General features: G+C 70.6%; 1 pseudogene. It reads left to right on the top strand.

What is annotated here, in order from left to right:
• Positions 1-666 (top strand): annotated as a pseudogene (locus FV222_RS28120) (FAD-dependent monooxygenase); the annotation flags it as partial.
• Positions 667-759 lie beyond the last annotated feature (93 nt).

The following is a 759-nucleotide window of genomic DNA, read 5'->3' as shown; positions in this document are numbered from 1 at the left end:
GCCCTCCGGCGCGCCGGCTCGGAGCCGCCGGGCGTCGTCGTCCGCGCGCTCGATTCGGGCCGCAAGATTGGCGGCGTGACGCTCGGCGCGGCGGCGCGCGACGCCTTCGGTGCGCCCTACTACGTCATCCACCGGGCCGACCTTCAGACCCTGCTCCTCGACGCGGTGCGCTCGCGCCCCGGCATCCGCCTGATGATGGGCCGCGAAGTCACCGGCCTCACCGAGACCGAGGACTGCGTCACCCTAGCCCTTGAGAGCGGGAACGGCGCGCGCAGCGAAAACCTGTCGGCCGACTTGGTCGTCGGCGCGGACGGCCTGCGCTCGCGCATCCGCGTCCACCTCGATCCGCGTGGGCTCAGCCAAGCCGGGATGGCCGCCTGGCGGGCGATCGTGCCGCGTGAGGCGGTGCCGGAGGCGCTTGCGGGCGAGGCGACCGGGCTCTGGCTCGGGCGCGGCCGCCATGTCGTCCACTACCCGATCCATGCCGGGCGCGACCTCAACGTGGTCGCGGTCGTGCCGGAGCGGCAGGGCGACGAAGATTGGGGGCGGCTCGGCGAGCCGGCGGTGCTGCGCGCGCAGTTCCGCGACTGCGCGCCGGATCTGGCCGAACTCCTGACCGTGCCCGATTCCTGGCTGGTCTGGTCGCTCGCCGACCGGCCGGTGGCGCTGTCTCTTTACAAAAAATAACCATCCGAACGCAACATAACTTTTAGTAAACGTGGTAGCCGGATACTTTAAAAAAAAAAGGGGGGGGGGGGG

Origin of the sequence: Methylobacterium sp. WL103 (assembly GCF_008039885.1) — a bacterium.
GTDB classification, from domain to species: domain Bacteria; phylum Pseudomonadota; class Alphaproteobacteria; order Rhizobiales; family Beijerinckiaceae; genus Methylobacterium; species Methylobacterium cerastii.
Note: the sequence above shows the minus strand (reverse complement) of the source record. Positions and strands in the feature narration are given on the sequence as shown.